The following is a 17,463-nucleotide window of genomic DNA, read 5'->3' on the forward strand; positions in this document are numbered from 1 at the left end:
GTTTTCTTCTTATAATTGCTCAAGTAATTCTAATTCTTTTTCTACAAATGCCATTAATTCTTTAATTGTTTCGCCAGAAAAATCAAAACGAATTCCAGCTGCTTCATACACTTCTTTTATAGATTGCGAGCTTCCTAGTGATAATGCCTTTTTATAATTTTCTAGTGCTTGCTTTGGATCCTCTTTATATTGTTTATACATTTGTAATGCACCCAGTTGGGCGATCGCATATTCAATATAATAAAATGGTACTTCAAAAATATGGAGTACAGGTAACCAACTCGTTGCTATCCAGTTTTCGTAGCCATCAATATGTATGACGCTAGACTGATAATGTTTTTGAAGTTGTAAGTATTTTTCATTTCTTTCTTCAGAAGTATGACTTGGATTTTCATACAGCCAGTGTTGAAATTGATCGACAATAAGCATAATAGGTAAATATGAAATAACATCTTTAAAGAAGTTAATTTTTGCTTGTTTTAAATCTTTTTTGTCTGTATAGAAGGTATCCCAATAATTAAGCGAGAATAACTCCATTGTCATACTGGCTAGTTCAGCTGTTTCAGCTGGAATTTCTATATACTGTCGTATTTCTAATGGTTTTATGAGTTCGTTATGAATACTATGACCCATTTCATGTATAAAAGTGATAATATCATCTTGTGTATAATTTAAGTTCATAAAAATAAATGATAATTGTGAAGCTGGTAAGTACTCACAAAAGCCTCCAGATGCTTTTCCTTTGCGGCTTGTTAAATCAAGACAGTTATGTTTATACATTTGGTTTAAAAGTGCTGAAAATTCAACATCTAGTTTATTAAAGATATGAGTGCTCTTTTCCATTAAATCATTTTCATTTGCAATTGGTTTAAGTACTTTTTGATCTGGAGTTACAGCTGATACATCCCACGGGCGAAGCGTATCCACTTGCAGTTTCTCTTTTTTTTCTAGTAATATTTTATCTTTAAGAGGCACAACATACTTACGTATGGATTCAGCTAGTTCATAGCAATCTTTCGCTGAATAATCAAAACGCTCGTATTTTTTGAACATATAATCGCAATAATTCTCTATTTGAATATTTTTTGCTTTTTGATGACGAATTTCAATTAATTGATTTAATATGTTTTGAAGTTCTTTTTCAACAGATAAAAATTGTTCAGAAATAATGGTTTTTGCCTTTTTACGGGTGTCACGATTCGAATCTTGTAAATAGGATTGTAATTCTGTTATCGTTTTTTCTTCTCCGTCCCAAATTCCAATTAATCCTCCAGTAATTTCAAAGTACTCTGTGACTAATTTGTCTTCTTGTATTTCTAATTTGATATTTTCCTCACAAAATAACTTTTGAGCATTTTTTATTTTTGCATTCAATAAACCATATACGTTAGAATCTAATTCCATTCGAAATGGTGACTCTAAATATTTATTATCCAATAAATTTTGGTACCGCTTTAAAAGTGGCTTTACAAATTGTTGATCATGTTCAAAAGTATCTTTTATTTCTTCATCATCCGTATTACATTGAAAGGCGATATAATGTGATTTTAATTGTTCTTCGATTTCCCAAATCACTTTTGACTGCTCTTTTAACCAATTTTCAAGGTCTAGTTTTGAAGAAATCATTTTATTTAATAAAGTCGAAAGCGTTTTTTCCAATTGTAGTACATTACTAATATCAATTGTATTTACATGTTGCATTATATATCCCTCACTTTTTATTTATTCATGAAGATATTCTATTTATTAATTGTAATTTCCTTTTTAAGAGGAGAAAATGTGAAATAATGTTAAAATTTGAAATTATAGAAGGTATTTATATGTGAAAGTAAAAGTTTATCGTAAATGAAAATTTACGGAGGGAAGTGCAATGAAAAGAGGAAAGAAGTTGATTGTATTTTTATTTTCAATTGCTTTATTGTGTGCTTGTGAGTCTGAAATGGAAGAATCCAAAAGTGAAGATTCTATAGTTATGGATATTGCTACAGCGACAGTCAAGGAGGAATCTTTTTTTAGTGCTGCTATATGGGATGAAAAGGAAAGAATAGTAGATTTAGAGATTGCTGATAGCGAAGATGCTAACGAAATAAAAAAAGAAATTAATAAAAGATTGCAAATTCAAGGCATTATGTCTTATAAAGTAAATATATCTCAAAGAAACAAGGAGATTGTAAATGCAGAACATAGATGGGAGTTAGTTTTTGGACAGATATTTGATGACGTATTCAGAAAAAATGGATATGAAGGGTTTGGGATTCAGCAAATAAATTATAAAAAGAATCAACCTGTTGCTATTGATATAAAAACTAAGATTAGCAATGATGAAGTAAGAACGAGAGAACTTGGGCAGAAAATAGAAAAAGAGGTTGAAGGTGTACTTAAAACAGAAGCAGTAAAGAAATGGATTGAAAATGATTCATATGCTATTGGGATTTACGATATAGATAATCGAAAAATTAACTAATTGAGGAATGAATGCTATATGGATGAAAAATCGATGTAATTAAATATAAAATTGCTGAAGGAGGTGTAAAATGTATAAGTATTTACGTATTTTTAATGATATAGAAAACATGATTCAACATGGAGAAATAAAAGAAGGAAAGAAATTACCGTCTATACGATCGCTTGTTACGCAATATGAATGTAATAAGGCGACAGTTATACGTGCACTTCATGAATTAGAAAAGCGTCACATTATATATTCTATCCCTCAAAGTGGATACTACGTTGTTCAAAAGTCAGGGAGTTTTGTAGAAAATGACGGGATAATTGATTTTGCTTCCTCAGCACCAGATCCAGATGTTTTCCCATATTTAGATTTTCAGCATTGTATGAATAAGGCAATTGATACTTATAAAAATGATTTGTTCGTATACGGAACACCGAAAGGGTTACCATCTTTAATTCCAGTCATTCAAAAACAGTTGGCAAATTATCAAGTGTTCACGAAAGAAGACAATATTTTTATAACATCAGGTGTGCAGCAGGCACTTGCAATATTAACTTCTATACCATTTCCAAATGAAAATGAAACAATATTAGTTGAACAGCCAACGTATCATTTATATATAGAATATCTAAAAATAAATAAAGTCCCTGTAATCGGTATTCAACGTACGATTGAAGGTATTGATTTAAATGAATTGGAGCGTATTTTTCGAACTGGTAAAATAAAATTCTTTTATACAATACCAAGATATCATCATCTGCTTGGAACTTCTTATTCTAAAGGTGAGAAAGAAAAAATCGTGCTATTGGCTAAGAAATATAATGTATTTATAGTAGAAGATGATTATTTAGCAGATTTAGAAACAGATTCAAAAGCTGATCCGTTATATAGCTTGGATCATGGTAATCATGTTATATATTTAAAAAGTTATTCAAAAATTATTTTTCCAGGTTTACGAGTTGGTGTAGCAGTTATTCCAACGGCTATTTCGAGTGCTTTTCATACATATAAAAAGATTTTAGATATCGATAGTCCAATGATATCCCAAGCTGCTTTAGAAATTTATATAAAGAGTGGCATGTTCGAACGCCATAAAAATAAAATTAAATCTTCCTATAATAATAGATCTAAAAAACTAGCAGAAGCATTAGAAAGAATGTATAGTGAAAACCCGCTTTTATTCACATATAAAAAGCAAAATACAATTGGAATCCATACTTGTTTAGAAGTACATAAAACAAGTATTTCGGACATGTTGATACAAAGACTAAGTGAAATACAAATCAGGATTGATTCGATTGATAAAAATTATGTGAGAGGTTTTCCGAAACAAAGACTATTAAAGTTAAACGTATCGAATGTAAAGGAAGATAGGATTGAGGAAGGAATTCGTAAAGTAGTGGAGGAAATCAAACAAGTAGAACGTCTAAATTTTCAATTTAAAAAAGAATAAATTGAATTAGGAGGTTTATTGTGAGACGCAAAATAATTCTCTTGTTTGTGTGTATCGCTATTATAATTGGAGCTGTCGTTCTAATTAATTATTATAGAAAAGATGATCAATGTATCGCGATTGGTAAGTATTCAAGAGGCATTATCGTAGATCAAAATAACGAACCTATATCTAATGTAAAAATTTATGAAGATTCAATTGAAAGTAAGGAACGCAGTGTTTCAAATATAGAAGGTAAATTTGAAATACCACATGGTGTTTGTGGCGAGATTGTATTACAATTAGTTACTCCAAATGGAGAAATCTATACAAGGAAATATGATAGTAATCATATACCGGCAGTGATAGAACTGAGTTATAAAAAGTAAGAGAACTGTCATAAAATCATTACGGGGAAAATATGTTAAATTAATATTTTTTAGAGCACTCAATAGCTGAATGCTCTTTTTATTTTGGATATAAGTAATTTAAATGGAAATAAACTACCAATAAATGTTAACCTTAAAGTGTAGTGTTTATTTTGAATAGGAGGCTGATAGAGTCTATGGCAGTACGTATAATTGATGATTTACAACAATTATCATTGTTACTTATGTTTTTAAGTACATTTATATTTTACAGGTACTTAAAGAAGGTTAAACGAGAGAGGAAATTGACTGGTTTTGAATGGACAATGTATTTTGTCACTCAATTTGCGACATTAATTTGGGCAATGACTTATTTTATTAAACACTTAGCTGAATCGTAATTTCTATTCACTCAATCTAGTTTACTGTTATCTATTAGGGATATAAATATAGTCTGTATCTAAATCAATAACAACATCGCTCAAGAGGTCTTCTTGTAATAACTTTGGGATTCGTTCATAGTGGTACCGCATACAAAATAAAATTAGAAGCTCTTTATTAGATATTTCTTCATTTTTAACATTTAAATACATTATCATTAACTCTTTAAGAGAACAATTAAGGCCAAAAACATACTCATTAATTCCATATCCATCAAATTCAATTATCATATTATCACTGTTGGGTGCTAGCCAACGTTATAGCTTAAATTTTAGATGAATTTATTATACATTGTTTGAAATGTAGTGAGAATATATTTTTATAAAATGTGAGGGTTATAAATGGAACAAAATAAATTAGTTTTAGAAGGACCACACTTGAACAATGTTTTGAGGAATTAAGTCAAGGAATAATTACCTCTTTAAAAGTATTTGTCTCATATGAATAATGAACAAAATGACCAGGTACTTGTCACATAGCCCACATATGTTTAGACACTAATATGATAGCAGAGCGCGGAGTAACATGTACGGGGATTCTTTAATAGGTACAACGGGTTGTGAAAACAGAGAATGGTTTTTGCTCTTTCATTATGTACAAATAGTATATTATCTTTCTCAATGTACATATTAAGTAAAATGTTTCATATCATGTACATAAAAGGTGGGGTAATATGGATGAAAAAAAGGAAAATGAAGAATTGATTAAATTTAAGAAACAATGGTTTAATGAAGATAATCAACCAGTGGCTGGAATAGAGTTAGCTTTACCGCCTGATATAGGCAGCATGTTAGACTCCAAATCAGTTGATGATGAAAGTGAAGAAAGTAATAATGAATAAGTTTAATCTATATGCATCCATTCGGGTGCTTTTTCTTTTTTTGACAATGGAAGATGGACCATCAAATCCTTATTGAAAAAGGTTGGTCAAAATAAATTCTTTTTCAGTATATGTAAGTTTGATTTTTACAAAAAAGTTTAATTAAAATACATTTAGAATGCTATATGAAATGGGAATGCTAGTAACATTCACCATTAAAGGATTGGGCTATTATGAATATGATTTTTGAAAGCATTATTTTAATTCTGACTGGGATTATTGCATTAAAAATGACAGGTAGTAAATCTGTTAGCCAAATGACAAGAGCTGAAATTATTATAGTAGTATCAATTGCACGTATTATTGTGGAGCCTGTATTAAGTAGGAAAGTAGGCCCATCTATATTTGCAGCTGTAATATTTGCAGCCGTCCTTCTTATCATTCATTTCTTTGAATTGAAATCAAAGAAGATGGAACAATTCCTAAATGGCAGTAGCATTATAGTAGTAGAAAATGGAGAGATTGTAAAAGAGAATTTGATGAAGGCGAAAATGTCGGAACAACAACTATATATGCAATTAAGAGAAAAAGGAATTCATGATCTGAAGAGCTTACAGCAAGTTACAGCTGAGCCGAATGGGCGGATTGGTTACCAATTAATAGAGAAAGCTCAACCGATAACTTTAGAAATGTTAGAAAAAGTAATAGATCAGTACAATATAAAAAGATAATTTATCTTAAGAAAAACCAATACTACAACGGAAGTATTGGTTTTTCTATTTTTTTACATATTAATATAGGGGAAATAATAAGCCAATCTTAAAATTAGATATAGGCTTATTATTATGCTATATTCAATGAACCTATAGTGAATGTGGTAAAAAAATTAATTTGGCATAGGTAGCCACAGCACTAAAATTTATAAGTTTTTAATGTGATACTAAAAATAGGATTAGAACAAGGAGATAGAAACATAATGGAATTTTGGGAATCAAGTTTTATTGAGAAACAAACGATGTGGGGTTTTGAACCTACAGAATCTGCAATTTTGGCAAAAGATTTTTTTCTAGAAAAGAACGTTAAGGACATATTAGTTCCGGGTATTGGTTATGGAAGAAACGCGAAGGTATTTATCGAAAATAGTATAAATGTAACAGGTATTGAAATTTCGAAAACAGCGATCGATTTAGCAAGAGAAAACGGACTAGAAGATGTTAGTATCTATCACGGTTCGGTAAACGAAATGCCTTTTGATAATAAACTGTATGATGGGATATTTAGTCATGCACTTCTTCATTTGTTGAATGAACAGGAAAGAGAGAAATTTATTGAAGATTGTTATAATCAGTTAAAACCAGACGGATATATGGTTTTTACAACTGTTTCTAAAAAAGCTCCCATGTACGGAAAAGGAAAACAGTTGGATAAAGATTATTATGAGATAATGGAAGGCGTAAAAATGTTCTTCTATGATTCGGAATCTATAAAAAAAGATTTTAATCAATATGGATTAGTACAAGTTTCGGAAATTGATGAACCAAATAAGAACATGGCAAATAAACCTTCAATCAACTTTTTAACGATAAAATGTAAGAAAGAACTATAACTAAAAGTTATTAAGAATGATTAAATATGTTTATATATTAATTATGCACAAATAAAGAGGACAAGCATATAATAGAAATACCTTTTAACTTTAAGTAACCTTAACTTTCGTTAATAGGGTATCTCAAAATCCCCAAAAGAGCACTTGCGGAAACAAGTGCTCTTTTATTTTTTGTTTATTTAAGATGAATAAATTTCGTTAAATCAATATGGGGTTTTAAGCCATTATTTTATATAAAGTGGTAAAATAAATAGGGGGAATATTTAAGGGGGCGGAACATTTGAAACTAAAAGAGTTGGCGAATTTGTTATTGATTAAAGAAACTATTGGCAATATGGATGTAGAAATTACGGGGTTAGAAATGGATTCTAGAAAGATAACTGATGGAGATCTATTTATATGTGTATCAGGTATCGATGGTTTTCTTGAAGATCGACATCAATTTGTTGAAGATGCAGTGAAGAATGGTGCTGTAGCCCTAATTGTAGAAAGGGATGTAAATATTGAGATACCTAAAATAATTGTTAAAGATGCTAGATATGCTATGGCAGTTATTGCGTCACACTTCTATGGTTATCCATCTAATAAAATGAAGCTAATTGGAATTACAGGTACAAATGGGAAAACAACTACTTCCTATTTACTTGAAAAAATTTTAAGTGATTATGGATATCACACGGGGCTCATGGGGAATAACGGAGTAAAAGTTGATTCAAAATGGTATCCTACTGATATTAATACGCAAGAACCTCCAACACTTCAACGGAATTTGCAAATGATGAAAAATCAAAATGCAGATTATTGTGTTATGGAAGTTACGTCACAAGGTTTACATATGGAAAGAGTGAAAGGGTGTAACTTTAAAATAGCTGTTTTTACAAATTTAACGCAAGATCATTTGGATTATCATGGAACATTTCATGAATATAAGCATGTAAAAGGTCTTCTTTTTTCAAGATTAGGAAATGATTTATCTACTACGGATAAAAAAATAGCTGTTTTGAATGCAGACGATCCATCGGTAGAATACTTTAAAAAAATTACTTCAGCTGAGGTTATCACATATGGAATACATAATGGAGCAGATGTTCAAGCGAAGAACATAACTTTAAGCCCAAAAGGAATTCGTTTTTTAGTTTCGTCCTTTAATGGAGAAATAGAGGTTAGCCTTAATCTTGTAGGTCGTTTTAATGTTTATAATGCATTAGCAGCAATAACAGTTGCAATGGTTGAAGGTATTCCGCTTACAAACATTTGTGATAGTTTATCTAACTTAAAGAGTATTGAAGGTAGAATGGAAATCATAGATGAAAATCAAGATTTTCTTGTAATAGTGGACTATGCTCATACACCGGATGCGTTAGAAAATGTTCTCTCTACAATTAGCGAGTTTTCAAAAGGTAAAGTTATTACTGTTTTCGGTTGTGGTGGAGATAGAGACACAAAAAAACGATCTATAATGGGCGGAATTGCTGGAAGTTATAGTGATTTTGTTTTTATTACTTCTGACAATCCGCGTTCGGAAGATCCGCAGGCAATAATGAAAGATATTGAAAAAGGATTTTCGCAAAATAATAATTTGAATTATAAAGTAGAAGTAGATCGTGAACTTGCAATAACTCACGCAATAAACATGGCATCTTCTAATGATATCGTTTTGATTGCAGGGAAAGGGCATGAAACGTATCAAATTTTAAAAGATTCAACTATTCATTTTGATGATAAAGAAAAAGCTCGACAAGCAATTATTAACAAATGAATTTAATTAATAGCTTAATAGTATTTCTAATAAAAATAATGTTTTAGATAAAGCTAAAACTAATAACGAAGTAATTTTTTGAAGAATTGATCATTGAAAGGTAAGGGTGTTTCTCTAAATATATGAGGGGAAAACCTTACCTTTTATAGTTTTATTTCTGAAAAATAAATGTTATAGCATTTGTTTTTAATTGAATATGCCTTTCATCGCGAACAATATCATAGACTAATTCTTTTATTTCAACTTTAATTTCTTTCCATTCCTTATAAATACTTTTTAATAGATATATCATATCTTCAGTAGGAAGGTTAATTTCAATTAAAGCATCTAATTCTTCATTTGTATGTAAGTCAATTTCTTGTATGTTCGAGTTAATAATTAAACAATTAATACCGCCGTTTGTTGTACCTTTTTTCATAGAATGGAGCACGTGTTTTAAATCTTCTTCTGACTCAACATGCTCTAAACTGGATACTGCAACGATATAATCATAAGTATTAGGTTGAATGTAGTAGTTTTCAATTGCTGCTTGTTCTGTTTTAATATTATTAATTACACCATATTCTTTACTATAAGTTTGTAATTTTGTTAAAGCAGAATCAAGTAAATCCACACATGTAACAGTACCACTAGTATTTTGAATCTTTTGGGCAATTGGAATACTATTTCTTCCAACGCCAGAGCCGAGATCAAGTACTTGCAAGTTGTTTTTTCCTTCAAAATAATCCATCAAATCCATAACTGTTTTAACTGGTTTGTAAAGCCAAGAGCCAGTTTCAAATAGTTTGTATTGTTCATAGCAAAGGTCATGATATTTCTTTTCTTCTTGTCTTATGTAATCGAGACGATTCATATTGTTTCAGCTCCAATATTATTATTGCGAAATGAATGGGTAGGACAACCTTTTATATTTGTTTGAATTCGAAAAATACCACCAGCATGTGGATATTCTTTTAATTCGTTATTTGTCATTCTTGTTCTGGCTGTTGTAACATATAGGTCTGTTAAATTAGGTCCTCCAAATGTACACGAGGTTACATATAGCGCTGGAATTGGGATGCTTAATATTCGTTCTCCAGTTGAAGGATTCCATCTCGTAATCTTTGAACCTCCCCAATGAGCAATCCATAAACAACCTTCCTCGTCAATTGTCATACCATCAGGTAGACCGTCATTTTCGGGGAAAATGATTACATCATTTGGATTACGAATTTCTCCAGTACAAATATTATAATGAAAACGAACTACTTTTTTAGTAGGTGTATCAATATAGTAAAGGTATGTATAATCAGGTGACCAAGCGATGCCATTTGATGTATTTACATGTGAAACTTTTTTCTCTACCTTTAAACTATTATTTAAACAATACAAGGAACCTACAGCATTAATACCGTATGTATCTGTAGTACCTGCCCAAAAACGTCCTGCTGGATCGCATTTTCCATCGTTAAAACGATTATCAAATAAATGTGGTTCAGGGTCAAAAATATGTGTCAGTTTTTCTGTTTTTATATTAATAGAATAAAAGCCATTTTCCATAGCTAGGAGTAGTACGTCATCTAAATATGGAACAACACAGCCAATTTGTTGATTGAGAGCAATTACTCGGTTTGTATTAGCGGTAGGGCTAAATATGCATAATTGTTTCTCCACAATATCAACCCAGTATAAAAGCTGCTTTTTTTCATCCCAACATGGTCCTTCAGCTAAACTTGCTTTCGCATCTAAAATTAATTCTATATTACTGTCCAAGATGTCCACCTCGCTTTATAAGATATTTATATAATTCGATAAGAATAGAGGTAAACCTTTTAATCAGAAGATATTAAGATTTGTACTATGGAAAAGTAATTTTCTCGAGCGATTAAAAAATGTATAAACATGGAGAGGAAAATGCATATGATGTTTTATGAAATTATTTGCTTTTCTTGTAAAAATATATTTCGTGTGTATGAAGGTAGTGAAAAATATAAGCGATTTAAAGAGAAACCAAAAGGGTTATATTGTTGTGATGAGTGTAGCCACAAAATTCAATTAGAAGCGATAAAGAATTTTTTTAGATAATTATACTGTTTTATTTCGGAAAAGTTTGACAATAGAGTCGTTTTAAATTATCCTATGAAAAAACTAATATTTAAAATGGCATGGAAGAGAAGAGTAGTTAAGAAATAATACATACAGAGAGCTCTGGTAGCTGAGAAAGAGCGGTATACATCTTAACGAAAAAAGACTTGGAGCTGCGCAAGGAACTAATTTATTTAGGGATGGTGCGACGGGTTCTCCCGTTATAGAGATAGGGTATAAGCTATTTTGCCGTACCTGAAGAGGTTAGTATGGCGACATATTAACAAACTGAGGTGGTACCGCGAAGCTAATAACTCTCGTCCTCAAGATGAATAATCTTGGGGGTGGGAGTTTTTTTATTGCAAAAAAATGAAAATGTGAGAACAAAAATATAATTGAGGTGAGTAGTATATGCATTGGGCGTATGAAGTAGCAAATGAATTAATTAGAAAACATCCAAACAAAGAAACTTTTATTTGCGCATCTGGGATTAGTCCATCAGGTTCTGTTCATATTGGAAACTTTCGTGAAATCGTAACGACTTATTTTGTTGTAAGGGCACTTCAAGATTTAGGGAAAAAAGCGCGTTTTATATTTTCATGGGATGATTACGACAGGTTTAGAAAAGTTCCTAAAAATATTGATCCATCTTTTATAAAGTATATCGGTATGCCATACTGTAATATACCAGATCCGTATGGATGTCATAATTCATATGCTGATCATTTTGAAAAAGAGTTTGAGGAATCTCTTCAAGCATTTGGAATTGAAGTAGAATTTATTTATCAACATGATGAATACAGGAGCGGAAGGTATAACAAAAGCATATTAGAGGCTTTGTATAAAAGAAAAGAAATATATGGTATTTTAATGGATTATAAAACTGGGGAATGTAGTGAAGAAGAGCGAGAGAGCTTCTATCCAGTTACGTTATATTGCGAGAAATGCGGGAGAGATACAACAGCGATTACGCATTTTGATGAAGTATTAAAAACAGTTCGGTATGAATGTGAATGTGGAAATCAAAATGAATTATCTATACTAAATACAAATAATATGAAATTGAATTGGAAAATCGATTGGCCGATGAGATGGATGATAGAGGATGTTGTTTTTGAACCGGGCGGAAGAGATCATTCATCAGAAACGGGTAGTTATAATGTATCAAAAGAAATTGCGAGAAAAATATTCAATCGTGAAGCGCCCCATTACGTTGCTTACGATTTCATTGGTATTAAAGGGAATCATGAAAAAATGTCTAGTTCCTCAGGGAATAGTATTACACCTAGCGAGTTGCTAAAAGTGTATTTGCCCGAAGTGATTCTATTTATGTTTGCAAAATATAGGCCAGACGCAGCTTTTCATATCGGTCTTGATGAAGATGTGATTCGCAATTATACAGAGTATGAACGATCAAAAGATCGTTATAAAAATAAAACGCTCAAAAATGAAGATTTATTTGATGCAATTAAACTTTCTAGAGTAGATAGCGAATTGAAAGAATATCCGAAATTTAATCAAGTAGCAGGAACGTTACCGTTATTAAATTTTGATTCATCTATTTTACAAGGTATATTAGACAAAATAGATAGGAATTATGCATTAGAGGATATGGTAGCGATAAGTAAACGTGCAGAGTATTGGGTTAGAAACTTTCAATCTGAAAAATTAATGGCGGTAAATCAAGAGAGAAATATAGAGTTTTACAACACATTAGATGAAAGACAGAAAGAATGGTTAGTAGAAGTCTGCAACATACTTCGTTCTAACAAAGATTACTCTAACTTAATGGAACAATTGTACGCGCTTTGTCATCATGAAAATAAAAAAATAATGAAAGAAAATCAAAAACAATTATTTATTATTATATATAAGCTCATTATGAATCAGTCCAGTGGCCCTCGAATACCGTTATTAATACATGTTGTAGGAGTTGAAAAGTTCATCACATTATTAGATTTTTAAAAAGCTCAAAGAAATGCAAGTACTTAAAGGGCTAAGTACTTGCATTTCAAATTCTATTACCGTGAATACATTTTCGGACATTCGTCACCACTAGGTTCATAAAAACAATGACTTTTAAACTGTCCTACAAATGGCTGGTTATACCATTGGGGTGGACAAGATCCAACTGGACGGAAATACCAAAGAGCCCATCGTGCAGGCCAGCGCCATTCACCTTGTAAAACTTTTCGTGCGATTTCTTTTTCTGACTCACGAGCACGTTGATAAAAATATCCGTATTGCACTGCTTCGAATCCACCAGGGCTTTGATATACAGCGTCACGTACAGAACGAAGTTGTTTAAAATCTAAGCAATCACAAAATACACGATTTACTACTACACAGCCAACAAGTTGTTCACCTTGTCGACCGTCGCCTTCAGCTTCAGCACGCATTAAACGAGCTAGTAAATCAACATCGCTTTCGTTATATGGAATAAGGGGCATAGTGATACCACCTTTCTTTACCTGTTATAGTAAAGAGTGTATGTATGAAAATAAGCTAAGTGCTTTTCTATATGTAAATTCATTAATTATTAAAAGGAGCTTTTATGAAAAAAGCTAATTATTAATTGTAGACTAATATAAAGAGGAGAGATAATATGCATCGAATTCAGAAAGACCATATCATTTACGCAATGTCACCAGAAAATCAACCATGTATGGAAGTAGAAATTGGGAGTCGCCTTATATTTGAAACATATGATTGCTTTGAAAATCAAATTAATTCTGAAGATGTTGTGTTTCAAGAATTAGATTGGAACCGGATTAATCCAGCGACTGGTCCGGTATATATTAATGGTGCAGAACCTGGGGATATATTAGTTGTTACGATTGAAAAGATAAAAATTGCAGAGCAAGGTGTTTTAACTACAGGGGTGAATCTTGGCGTAATGGGTGAAGAGCTACATGAAAATACAGTGAAAATCGTCTCAATACATAATGAACATGTTCTGTTTTCAAATGAACTACAAATCCCGATTAATCCAATGATCGGTGTAATTGGAACAGCGCCGAAAGAAGCGAGCATTTCATGTGGCACACCACATGATCACGGCGGGAATATGGACTGTAAAGAGATAAAAGAAGGGACAACATTATTATTACCTGTAAATGTTCCTGGTGCTCTATTAGCATTAGGTGATTTACACGCAGCGATGGGTGATGGTGAAATTGGTGTTAGTGGAGTAGAGGTTGCTGGTGAGGTAACCGTAACAGTCCAAATTATAAGAGGGAAAAAATGGCCATTACCAATGGCTATTCAAAAAGAAAAAGTAATGACGATTGCTTCAGAAAAATTGCTAGATGATGCAGCGAATCGTGCTGTACGTAATATGGTGACATTTTTACATGAAGAATTAGAAATGTCTAAAGCTGATGCAATACTTTTATTATCAGCTGCCGGCAATTTAAAAGTTTGTCAAGTGGTTGACCCGTTGAAGACTGCTCGAATGGAATTAGGGATGAATTATGTGGAGAAATTGGGGTTTACTATGAATGAATTCCATATTAAATAAGAAATGATAGAAGAAGGATGATTTTGTATAAAAGTATCTTTTTTGATTTACGGATTATATAAAAAAAGGTAGTATTTATTTTATATAATTGAATATAAGATTGTGGGTCGAAAAAGGAGTAAACACATGGTTAAAATTATGATTGTAGAAGACGATATGAAAATTGCAGAACTATTATCAACACACGTTGCGAAATATGGGTATGAAGGAATTATTGTATCGGATTTTCATAATGTATTAAATATTTTTTTAGAAGAACAACCAGAGTTAGTTTTATTAGATATTAATTTACCGAGTTTTGATGGGTACTATTGGTGTCGTCAAATTCGCGGAGTTTCTACATGTCCGATATTATTTATTTCAGCTCGTGAAGGTACGATGGATCAAGTCATGGCGCTAGAAAACGGTGGCGATGATTTCATTTCAAAGCCATTCCATTACGAAGTTGTAATGGCTAAAATTCGAAGTCATTTAAGGCGTGCTTACGGAGATTATGCACCGAAAGTAGAAGAACGGATGGTTGAGCAACAGGGTCTTTGTTTATATCCTGAAAGGCTTGTATTGAAGCTTAAGAATCAAGAAATTGATATAACGAGAAATGAAGCTATTTTATTAGAAATGTTAATGAAAAATTATCCGCGTGTTGTGAGTAGAGAAGTGTTATTAAATAAATTATGGGATGGCGAATCCTATGTTGATGATAATACATTAAGTGTAAATACGACACGTGTTAGAAAAAAGTTAAAAACGTTACATATTGAGAATGCGATTGAAACAATTCGTAGTGTTGGATATAGATTGCATATTACTTGGGATACTGGTATGGAAAAATGATAAGGCTGTTTATACGTGATCATATACCACTTATTTGCTTTACAGCGATCCAACTACTAGCCATATTCCTCGTATATTGGTTTGATGGACATAACCGTATTGCGACGGCATTGTATGCAATGTTTTTAGGTGCCTTTTTTATGGTAGGCTATTTACTATTTCGTTACTATACACATCGTTCTTTTTATGAACGTTTAGCAAACCCGATGCAATCTTTAGATGAATCGGTTCAAAAATCTGATTTTGCAGCTATATCTGCTGCTCTTCAAGACTTGCTTGAAGTACAATATCGCCATTATCAAAATCAACTCCAGATACAAGAGAGAAAAAATAATGATCATTTAACTTTTATGAATCAGTGGATTCATCAAATGAAAACACCTTTATCTGTAATAGAATTAATTACACAGGATGAAGTGGATCCACGTTTTGAAAGTATAAATGAGGAAACAGATAGGCTGAAAAAGGGGCTAGAGATGGCACTGTATGTCGCACGTTTAGAAGCATTTACACAAGATTTTTATGTGGAAAGAGTACAATTACATAAAATAGTGAATGATTCTGTGCATGAACATAAACGCTTCTTTATCCGGAATTTTGTATATCCAGAGCTTAAAATTGATAAGGACATTACAGTAGAAAGTGATGCGAAATGGTTACAATTTTTAATTGGACAAATACTATCAAATGCGATTAAATATTCATCTGGTAGCCGAGAGAAGATTAAAGTGAAAGCTTGTAAGGAAGGTAATAATGTTATACTTAAAATTGCTGATAACGGTGTAGGCATACCGAAGCAAGATTTACCAAGAGTGTTTAAACCTTTCTTTACAGGAGAAAATGGTAGAGATTTTAAAGAATCAACTGGAATGGGGCTATATCTCGTATATGAAATTACGAAGCAATTAGGGCATAGTGTAGAAATCCATTCAGAAGTTGGTAAAGGTACGGTTGTACGAATTAAATTTTATAATGTATAAATAAGTGATCTAGGCTAAAGAACTTTGGAAATAAGTTTTTTAGCCTTATTTTATCTCGTTTTAATGGGGGGCGGATTGCTCATTAAAGTCCGATTGATGAGGGATAATAATTAGTGGGTGATAAAGAAAACCCCCACTGGTTAAAGTTTACCTTTACGGCGATTATATGGAATGGTAAAAGGTCATCTTAGTATACATAATGCCACGCTAATAAATACGATTGTTAAATTAGAAGTATTTAATAAAAGTTGATGAATAGTTTTTGTAAGAAAAAAGCTATCCCTTTGAAAGAGATAGCTTCATGAATCCAGCCTATGAATAAGTGTATCAACATTAATAAGTATAATGATCAAATTCGTGATATATTTTGTGGACTATAATAGAATTAGTCTTTTGTTTTTTCATGATACAGTATTGTAATTAAGTAAACAAACTTAATAATTTATATCCAATTAATCCTAAAATAGTGATAGGAACCATCATTAAGAAAGAAGAAATTCGATTAGCATTAGAGCGTTCTAATACAAGAATCAAGATAATCCCGACTATGACTTCGGTATATCCAACAGGTAACATGTGATTATAGTCTTCAAAATTTAAAAGAATGTGAAGTCCATCCGTTACAAAAACTCCACCAATAAGTGCACTTCCTAATTTATGAAGTGGATTTGTAGTATCTTTCCATAGAAAGCCTGCAATTCCAAAGATAGTTCCTCCAATGAATGCACATGTTATCCATACAGAAATAAAATAAATAGAATGAGATACATTTTTAAATATTATTGCATAACCATAGTAGCCTAGTACCATACCGAGTAGTGCAAGGATACCAGAAAGTATAGCTGTACGCTTAGAATAACTAAAGCTAGCCACAAAAAAGGATGGAACTAACCAAACGCTTCCTAGGTTAGCTAATGAATTCCAATGTCCTGGAAGTATACCTTGTCCCAATTTCGTTAGTATACCAACAAGTATCCCTACTATAATCGGGAGGATAAAAATCCTTACAAACATATTTAACTTTGTGATTTCTAATGTCCTGTCCATAAATTCAATCCTTACATTAATATTTTCTGTAAAGATATAATAGCTTATCGCAAGGGAATAATCAATAAAAATTTATCGAAAAACAATAAGTGGTTATTGGATAACAAATAAGATTTTGTTTTTATATAAAATTTATTACT

19 protein-coding genes and 1 other annotated feature are annotated in these 17,463 nt (G+C 31.6%); of the genes, 13 read left to right on the top strand and 6 right to left on the bottom strand.

Going from position 1 to position 17,463, the window contains the following annotated elements; translation table 11 throughout:
- Positions 1-9 precede the first annotated feature (9 nt).
- On the bottom strand, positions 10-1,701 hold the full coding sequence (locus PDQ68_RS02765; protein WP_061182392.1) for a M3 family oligoendopeptidase: 1,692 nt from the start codon (positions 1,699-1,701) through the stop codon (positions 10-12).
- A gap of 169 nt (positions 1,702-1,870) precedes the next feature.
- Here PDQ68_RS02765 and PDQ68_RS02770 point away from each other — a divergent pair, with 169 nt between their 5' ends.
- From PDQ68_RS02770 to PDQ68_RS02785, 4 genes are all read left to right on the top strand, one after another.
- Positions 1,871-2,464, top strand: coding sequence for a DUF4030 domain-containing protein (locus PDQ68_RS02770; protein ID WP_061182391.1), 594 nt, complete (start codon positions 1,871-1,873; stop codon positions 2,462-2,464).
- Between the two features lie 70 nt (positions 2,465-2,534).
- Positions 2,535-3,905: an aminotransferase-like domain-containing protein gene (locus PDQ68_RS02775; RefSeq protein ID WP_270786576.1), complete on the top strand. Its 1,371-nt coding sequence runs from the start codon at positions 2,535-2,537 to the stop codon at positions 3,903-3,905.
- Positions 3,906-3,925: 20 nt separating this feature from the next.
- Positions 3,926-4,273 (top strand): hypothetical protein, encoded by a 348-nt coding sequence (locus PDQ68_RS02780; RefSeq protein ID WP_016717556.1) that lies wholly within the window; start codon positions 3,926-3,928, stop codon positions 4,271-4,273.
- Between the two features lie 176 nt (positions 4,274-4,449).
- A complete protein-coding gene (locus PDQ68_RS02785; protein WP_016717557.1) occupies positions 4,450-4,653 on the top strand; it encodes a hypothetical protein in 204 nt (67 codons plus the stop codon).
- 27 nt (positions 4,654-4,680) lie between these two features.
- Here the strand turns inward: PDQ68_RS02785 and PDQ68_RS02790 are convergent, their stop codons facing one another.
- On the bottom strand, positions 4,681-4,923 hold the full coding sequence (locus PDQ68_RS02790; RefSeq protein WP_016717558.1) for a hypothetical protein: 243 nt from the start codon (positions 4,921-4,923) through the stop codon (positions 4,681-4,683).
- Between the two features lie 443 nt (positions 4,924-5,366).
- Between PDQ68_RS02790 and PDQ68_RS02795 the strand changes: the two genes are divergently transcribed.
- From PDQ68_RS02795 to PDQ68_RS02810, 4 genes are all read left to right on the top strand, one after another.
- A complete protein-coding gene (locus tag PDQ68_RS02795; RefSeq protein WP_016717559.1) occupies positions 5,367-5,534 on the top strand; it encodes a hypothetical protein in 168 nt (55 codons plus the stop codon).
- Positions 5,535-5,746: 212 nt separating this feature from the next.
- On the top strand, positions 5,747-6,244 hold the full coding sequence (locus PDQ68_RS02800; RefSeq protein WP_016717560.1) for a DUF421 domain-containing protein: 498 nt from the start codon (positions 5,747-5,749) through the stop codon (positions 6,242-6,244).
- Positions 6,245-6,489: 245 nt separating this feature from the next.
- Positions 6,490-7,119, top strand: a complete 630-nt coding sequence (locus PDQ68_RS02805; RefSeq protein ID WP_016717561.1) for a class I SAM-dependent methyltransferase — start codon at positions 6,490-6,492, stop codon at positions 7,117-7,119.
- Between the two features lie 280 nt (positions 7,120-7,399).
- Entirely contained in the window at positions 7,400-8,878 is a 1,479-nt protein-coding gene (locus tag PDQ68_RS02810; protein ID WP_061182325.1) for a UDP-N-acetylmuramoyl-L-alanyl-D-glutamate--2,6-diaminopimelate ligase, read from the top strand.
- Between the two features lie 151 nt (positions 8,879-9,029).
- On the opposite strand, the gene PDQ68_RS02815 is transcribed toward PDQ68_RS02810, so the two are convergent.
- On the bottom strand, positions 9,030-9,731 hold the full coding sequence (locus PDQ68_RS02815; RefSeq protein ID WP_016717563.1) for a class I SAM-dependent methyltransferase: 702 nt from the start codon (positions 9,729-9,731) through the stop codon (positions 9,030-9,032).
- Positions 9,728-10,630, bottom strand: coding sequence for an SMP-30/gluconolactonase/LRE family protein (locus tag PDQ68_RS02820; RefSeq protein ID WP_016717564.1), 903 nt, complete (start codon positions 10,628-10,630; stop codon positions 9,728-9,730). The genes PDQ68_RS02815 and PDQ68_RS02820 overlap by 4 nt, the downstream gene beginning before the upstream one ends.
- Positions 10,631-10,771: 141 nt before the next feature.
- On the opposite strand from PDQ68_RS02820, the gene PDQ68_RS02825 reads away from it, so the two are divergent.
- Both PDQ68_RS02825 and lysS read left to right on the top strand, forming a co-directional pair.
- Positions 10,772-10,942: a DUF2197 domain-containing protein gene (locus tag PDQ68_RS02825; RefSeq protein ID WP_061182326.1), complete on the top strand. Its 171-nt coding sequence runs from the start codon at positions 10,772-10,774 to the stop codon at positions 10,940-10,942.
- Positions 10,943-11,014: 72 nt separating this feature from the next.
- Positions 11,015-11,270: a binding site (T-box leader), on the top strand.
- Positions 11,271-11,353: 83 nt separating this feature from the next.
- Positions 11,354-12,907 (top strand): lysine--tRNA ligase, encoded by a 1,554-nt coding sequence (gene lysS / locus PDQ68_RS02830; RefSeq protein ID WP_061182427.1) that lies wholly within the window; start codon positions 11,354-11,356, stop codon positions 12,905-12,907.
- 56 nt (positions 12,908-12,963) lie between these two features.
- Here the strand turns inward: lysS and PDQ68_RS02835 are convergent, their stop codons facing one another.
- Positions 12,964-13,392: a cell wall hydrolase gene (locus tag PDQ68_RS02835; RefSeq protein ID WP_016717568.1), complete on the bottom strand. Its 429-nt coding sequence runs from the start codon at positions 13,390-13,392 to the stop codon at positions 12,964-12,966.
- Between the two features lie 155 nt (positions 13,393-13,547).
- Here PDQ68_RS02835 and PDQ68_RS02840 point away from each other — a divergent pair, with 155 nt between their 5' ends.
- The 3 genes from PDQ68_RS02840 to PDQ68_RS02850 all read left to right on the top strand — a co-directional run bounded on the left by PDQ68_RS02840 (position 13,548) and on the right by PDQ68_RS02850 (position 16,276).
- Positions 13,548-14,462, top strand: a complete 915-nt coding sequence (locus tag PDQ68_RS02840; protein ID WP_016717569.1) for an acetamidase/formamidase family protein — start codon at positions 13,548-13,550, stop codon at positions 14,460-14,462.
- 126 nt (positions 14,463-14,588) lie between these two features.
- Positions 14,589-15,296 (top strand): response regulator transcription factor, encoded by a 708-nt coding sequence (locus PDQ68_RS02845; RefSeq protein ID WP_061182428.1) that lies wholly within the window; start codon positions 14,589-14,591, stop codon positions 15,294-15,296.
- Positions 15,293-16,276 carry a sensor histidine kinase gene (locus PDQ68_RS02850; RefSeq protein ID WP_061182429.1) on the top strand — a complete coding sequence of 328 codons (984 nt, stop codon included), beginning with the start codon at positions 15,293-15,295 and terminating at the stop codon, positions 16,274-16,276. The genes PDQ68_RS02845 and PDQ68_RS02850 overlap by 4 nt, the downstream gene beginning before the upstream one ends.
- Before the next feature lie 420 nt (positions 16,277-16,696).
- Here the strand turns inward: PDQ68_RS02850 and PDQ68_RS02855 are convergent, their stop codons facing one another.
- Positions 16,697-17,323 (bottom strand): DUF6518 family protein, encoded by a 627-nt coding sequence (locus PDQ68_RS02855; protein ID WP_000376247.1) that lies wholly within the window; start codon positions 17,321-17,323, stop codon positions 16,697-16,699.
- Positions 17,324-17,463 lie beyond the last annotated feature (140 nt).

This window comes from Bacillus cereus group sp. Bc010 (genome assembly GCF_027716745.1).
Classification (GTDB): Bacteria; Bacillota; Bacilli; order Bacillales; family Bacillaceae_G; genus Bacillus_A; species Bacillus_A pacificus.

What these genes read in the sequence shown, in the direction of transcription:
- PDQ68_RS02775 (WP_270786576.1), top strand. Translation starts at nt 2,535, where the DNA reads ATGTATAAGTATTTACGTATTTTTAATGATATAGAAAACATGATTCAA.
- PDQ68_RS02765 (WP_061182392.1), bottom strand. Translation starts at nt 1,701, where the DNA reads ATGCAACATGTAAATACAATTGATATTAGTAATGTACTACAATTGGAA.
- PDQ68_RS02815 (WP_016717563.1), bottom strand. Translation starts at nt 9,731, where the DNA reads ATGAATCGTCTCGATTACATAAGACAAGAAGAAAAGAAATATCATGAC.
- PDQ68_RS02770 (WP_061182391.1), top strand. Translation starts at nt 1,871, where the DNA reads ATGAAAAGAGGAAAGAAGTTGATTGTATTTTTATTTTCAATTGCTTTA.
- PDQ68_RS02850 (WP_061182429.1), top strand. Translation starts at nt 15,293, where the DNA reads ATGATAAGGCTGTTTATACGTGATCATATACCACTTATTTGCTTTACA.
- PDQ68_RS02825 (WP_061182326.1), top strand. Translation starts at nt 10,772, where the DNA reads ATGCATATGATGTTTTATGAAATTATTTGCTTTTCTTGTAAAAATATA.
- PDQ68_RS02840 (WP_016717569.1), top strand. Translation starts at nt 13,548, where the DNA reads ATGCATCGAATTCAGAAAGACCATATCATTTACGCAATGTCACCAGAA.
- PDQ68_RS02805 (WP_016717561.1), top strand. Translation starts at nt 6,490, where the DNA reads ATGGAATTTTGGGAATCAAGTTTTATTGAGAAACAAACGATGTGGGGT.
- lysS (WP_061182427.1), top strand. Translation starts at nt 11,354, where the DNA reads ATGCATTGGGCGTATGAAGTAGCAAATGAATTAATTAGAAAACATCCA.
- PDQ68_RS02795 (WP_016717559.1), top strand. Translation starts at nt 5,367, where the DNA reads ATGGATGAAAAAAAGGAAAATGAAGAATTGATTAAATTTAAGAAACAA.
- PDQ68_RS02790 (WP_016717558.1), bottom strand. Translation starts at nt 4,923, where the DNA reads ATGATAATTGAATTTGATGGATATGGAATTAATGAGTATGTTTTTGGC.
- PDQ68_RS02855 (WP_000376247.1), bottom strand. Translation starts at nt 17,323, where the DNA reads ATGGACAGGACATTAGAAATCACAAAGTTAAATATGTTTGTAAGGATT.
- PDQ68_RS02785 (WP_016717557.1), top strand. Translation starts at nt 4,450, where the DNA reads ATGGCAGTACGTATAATTGATGATTTACAACAATTATCATTGTTACTT.
- PDQ68_RS02845 (WP_061182428.1), top strand. Translation starts at nt 14,589, where the DNA reads ATGGTTAAAATTATGATTGTAGAAGACGATATGAAAATTGCAGAACTA.
- PDQ68_RS02835 (WP_016717568.1), bottom strand. Translation starts at nt 13,392, where the DNA reads ATGCCCCTTATTCCATATAACGAAAGCGATGTTGATTTACTAGCTCGT.
- PDQ68_RS02800 (WP_016717560.1), top strand. Translation starts at nt 5,747, where the DNA reads ATGAATATGATTTTTGAAAGCATTATTTTAATTCTGACTGGGATTATT.